Raw genomic sequence first — 4,401 nt, forward strand, 5'->3', positions numbered from 1 at the left:
AAGGGACCGGGTGCCGCCGTTTAGCGCGCGACCCTTGCGTGAAGACGCCCGGGTGCCAGGTTTCTGCACGGCGAAGGGGCTCAGGGGAACAAAACACAACGCGGAAGGATGAACAGGGCACGGCCCCGGAACGGCACACCACGGTGCCGGGCCGGTCCTCAGCGGCCACGTCTTTTTGTGGCCAGTGAGCGCGCCGGCGCCAGCCGGCTGCAGAGGTTGACCTGGCCGTTCGCCATCAGACCCTGGCCGTCAGGCCCGGAACGCTTCGCGGTCCGGCGGAGCTTACCGGCTCTGCCGGTTAGCGCAGTGGGGCTCGACGACCCGGCAACGCCGGGGAGCCGGAGGGGGCCATCAGGGTGTTGATACCGTTAACGTCAATACATGCATGTCAATTGAGAACATATTTATGCAGATAACTTACTTTTTTCATTGATTACAAAAAGATAGCTGAGGCAGTATTAAGTACTGGAAGCTGCAGGCCACACCATTTTCATTATGATATTTCTTGGCTATGGGTAATCTTCTGTCATTTTCTTAAAAACTTTTTAGAATCTGCCCTCATGATTTTTGTAGTCTGCGATTCCAGTGTCTGTCTGTTAACTGATTAATTAAAGGGAGCTTTTAATCATGAACGTTTCACGCGCTTTTCAACTTCTGGCGCTTGTTATTCTTTGCGACGCCGTAGTAGCGTTATCTGTATGGATGAAATCCTGGGACATGATCACTAAAGTAATCCCTGCCATTTTCCTTTTCTTTATTTTCCTAACCTTACCAGCTCTGCTAAAGCCTCTTAAAAATTCCTCATCTTCTTTAGTCAGGACGTTAAGACACCTGATTCTGCCAGTATGGGCAGCAGCAATACTGGTTTTCGTCCTTTCTTTTGCTGAACGTTTAGTATGGGTAAATGCGCAGAGTTATCCTGCCTGGCTTGCCAAAGTTGTGTATACCGATCAGTCGCTCGACAATCCTGAAGTACTGATGAATATTCAGGATGAACAATGCAGCGGTATCAAGGGCTTTAGGGCTATTGAAATGAAGAATAACGGCTTGTTCATGCGATGCGATGAGAGCCTGTTGCCTGGTTCCTGGTGGAAAGGCGTTTATCTGTTAAAACATCGTCCCGCGCATAACCCGGCTTAAACAGCAACCTTGTAGTCTTGATTAGCATCTTTATATCCGCTGTAAACGGAATACCCGTCAGCTGTAATTTCATCTTCTGCCGATTTTTAACTCCCGTCAGATAGTCCCCCTCACCTTTACAGTCATTACGCCTCTAATCAACCTTACCGCGAGGCTTGACCTGGCCTTTGCCATCAGACCCTAGCCGACAGGCCCGGAACGCATCGCGGTCCGGCGGAGCTTACCGGCTATGCCGGTTAGCGCAGTAGGGCTCGACGACCCGGCAACGCCGGGGAGCCGAAGGTGGCCATCAGGCTGTTTATGCGTTTGACCTTCAGAGACAGGAAGCCGGAGAAGCAGCTGCAGCACAGCAGCAGAACGGAGAGCAGCAGGAAGCAGGGAGAGAATACCGGGAGACAGCATCCCGGAGAGGGAAAGCGCAGGCGAAGGGAGAGAGACGGTGCGTCAGCACCGTCTGTTCCCGGCCCGCAGGGCCGCCCGCTTTTCAGACGCGGCCAGTGCAGGCAGTAAGCCGGACACGATGCGCCCGGTTTAACAGGATCAGGGTCGGCACGTCAGCAGCACGGGCAGCGCGAACCGGGCAGTCATTCTGGAGAAGGCGCTCATTTCACCGGCCAGAATGCTGATGTCGAGCATCACGCGCCACAACGGTTCGTCATACCACTCCCACGGATCGATATGCCTGCATGACACAAATCGCTTCAGCCAGTTCAGAACCAGCGACAGCAGATCGCTTTCACAGATGTCCCGGCCCTGCCAGTGAACGTACCAGCGCCCTGCCGTCTGCGGCGTATGAAACGCCAGCTCCAGCGCCGCCTGCGCCAGGCGGTTTTGATAGCGTCTGCGCTTCTGTTCGCGCTCACGGGATTCCCGGTTGTGTTCCCTGTTCTGACGCAGCGAGAGCCGCTTTTCCCGTCGCTCCGTGAAACGGGCGGCGGTCAGAGGAAACAGTCTTGAGCCAGTATCCTGCGACAGCGGCCAGGGACAGCGCTCGCCGCGTGAGGCGATCAGCGTATCGAGTGCGGCCAGGTATTCCCGCGCGGGTGGCGCGGTTCGATCGCCGGGTGAGTATTCTGGTATGACCCGGCGCAGCTGATCGGCCTTAATGGTGCGCGTCCCGCAGTAATGGCGCATGAATGCGCTGGCGTAGGGGTGTGCACCGCACGTTGCCCTGCCCTGCTGGCGCTTTTCAACCTCGGCGACGGCCAGGCTGACCGCAAGGGTATACGGGCAGGCGGGAACGAGCGATAAATGACGGGGGATCATGTTCATGGGTTTTCTCCTTGTCTTTAATGACCGCCCCGGAGGGCGGTCTGCCGCTGTCAGCCTTCGCTGCCCGTGTCGTCTGTGCTGTCATTTTTTGCCGCAGGCCGCAGAGGTTTCATCCACGCGGGCACCCAGCGGGAGTCCTTCATGACCTCTTCGGCAAACTCAGCCGCGTCGCCTTTCTTCATTTTCTCCGCGTCACTGGCATTGCCCGTTTTGCCTGCCTCCGTCAGCGCCCCGGCAATCTGCTCTTTGCTGATGCGCTTAAAAAACCCCTCAGCGGTCGGCTGCCACCATTCGGACAGGTCAAAGCCCAGCGCCGTTTCCAGCGTATCGAGATTGCTGGTCTGGCTGCGCCCATAGACGCGGTCCTGAAAGCAGCACACCGCCGTGGCGCTGCAGAATCCCTGCAGCTGCAATACCTCGTCCGTGCTCCAGCCCATCAGCCAGCGGAAGTCCTGCGACCAGTTTTCAGGGAGCTTTGCCTCCCACTGCGCCTTCTGCGCCTGGAGAAACTGCCAGGCTTTTGTCTCCTCCTTCGCAACCGTTGCGGCAACCAGCGCCGTGCTGTTATCCGTGAGGCTTATTTTCATCGGGGTCCCTTCATAACTTTTATGGCTGAAGGTGCTGCGGCACAGAGTCCAGGTCAGCATGGCAAGCGCGATTTCCGGCTCCGTGCTCAGCGCCGCCTGCACGGCCAGCGAACGCTCGCAGGACATCGAGCGGACCAGCGTCGCGGAGTAGTCTTCGGAAAGGGTCTGCAGATCGCCTTTGTTTTCGGGTTTTTCTTTTTTGGGCAGATCGGCCCGACGCTGAACCCCGCGCTGAATGAAGCAGCTGCCGCGCTCAAAGCAGATCATCGCTCCGACCTTATCCTTGTCCGCGCCCGTCCAGCTGCGCTTCAGGCCCGTTTCTTCCAGGGCGGCGATCTGCTTTCTCAGCGTCACGTCCAGTGCGTCATCTTCTGAAAGCCTCAGCTGTGCCCGCAGCGCGCTCAGCTCTGCGTCTTCTTCCGGCGTCAGCTCCGGGCAATGCTCCGGCAGCAGGTGATACGTTTTTTTCACCTCGCTGCTCCAGCTCTGCAGGCGACTGTCCATTCTGACCTCCGCCCAGGCAAATCCTTCCTCTCTCTGCACGGCATCGGCAATCTGCTGCAGCTTCTGCAGCGTCAGCTGCTCGACCAGCGCCGTGTCGATGTAGCCCTCGTCGTCACTGCTGAACAGGTCGGTGCGAATGGTGCCGCCCGCCGCGAGATAGGCGTCTTTGCCGATGAAGGTAAACTTTGGAGAGTGGCTGATCGCCGTCTCGGAGGAGGTAATCAGCTTGCGAATGACGTCAGCGGAGGCGTTGTAGTACCCGGAGGCCTGCTCCCATACTTCCAGCTGGCGATCGTGCGTGTCAGCCAGCGCCAGCGCCTGACACTGCTCAAGCGTGATTTTATCAGCGGCCAGCTCGTCAAGGATGGCAGGAGCAAGGTCGATCAGCTTCAGGCAGCGCTGAACATGGCGCGAGCTGTAACCCATCAGGTCACCAATTTGCGCCGGCGTTTTGCCCTCGTCTGCCAGCGCCCGGAATCCGGCGATTTGCTCGGCGGGGTGCATATCCTCTCGCTCGCCGTTTTCGACCATCGAGGCCGCGCGCGCCAGCTCTTCCGTGACGCGTTTGACCGGGATCAACTGATCGGGCTGATACACGCCCTGCGACAGCAGCAGCTGCAGGGCAGTGAGACGGCGACCGCCGCAGGCCACGCCCAGCATCCCGTCAGCCAAGTCGTGCGCGATCAGGTTATGCAGCAGGCCGACATTTTTGATGGTGGCGGCAAGCGACTCAATGCGCGACTGCACGTAGACCTTACGGCGCACATTGAGGGGGGAAACCGCCAGGCGCGAGAGTGGGATCATCTCGATGTCGATTTTTTCCAGCGCCTGCTCGACCGCCGCCGCTGCGGCTTTGTCGGCCTTAGCGGGACGACCTGATTTTTTGGTTTTTAAAGAT

The 4,401-nt window shown here is 58.1% G+C and carries 3 protein-coding genes; 1 reads left to right on the forward strand and 2 read right to left on the reverse strand.

From position 1 onward, the window contains the following. Positions 1-627 precede the first annotated feature (627 nt). Positions 628-1,140: a hypothetical protein gene (locus tag BBB56_RS23110; protein WP_123803234.1), complete on the forward strand. Its 513-nt coding sequence runs from the start codon at positions 628-630 to the stop codon at positions 1,138-1,140. Positions 1,141-1,680: 540 nt separating this feature from the next. Here the strand turns inward: BBB56_RS23110 and BBB56_RS23115 are convergent. Both BBB56_RS23115 and BBB56_RS23120 read right to left on the reverse strand, forming a co-directional pair. Continuing rightward, entirely contained in the window at positions 1,681-2,412 is a 732-nt protein-coding gene (locus BBB56_RS23115) for a plasmid SOS inhibition protein A (RefSeq protein ID WP_123803235.1), read from the reverse strand. 50 nt (positions 2,413-2,462) lie between these two features. Beyond that, the coding region (locus tag BBB56_RS23120; protein WP_148085452.1) for a ParB/RepB/Spo0J family partition protein at positions 2,463-4,401 on the reverse strand (1,939 nt) is incomplete at its 5' end.

The organism is Candidatus Pantoea deserta (assembly GCF_003813865.1).
GTDB classification, from domain to species: Bacteria; Pseudomonadota; Gammaproteobacteria; order Enterobacterales; family Enterobacteriaceae; genus Pantoea; species Pantoea deserta.

Bases quoted from the DNA above. Each gene is read 5' to 3' on its own strand.
- BBB56_RS23110 (WP_123803234.1), top strand. From the start codon at position 628: ATGAACGTTTCACGCGCTTTTCAACTTCTGGCGCTTGTTATTCTTTGC.
- BBB56_RS23115 (WP_123803235.1), bottom strand. From the start codon at position 2,412: ATGAACATGATCCCCCGTCATTTATCGCTCGTTCCCGCCTGCCCGTAT.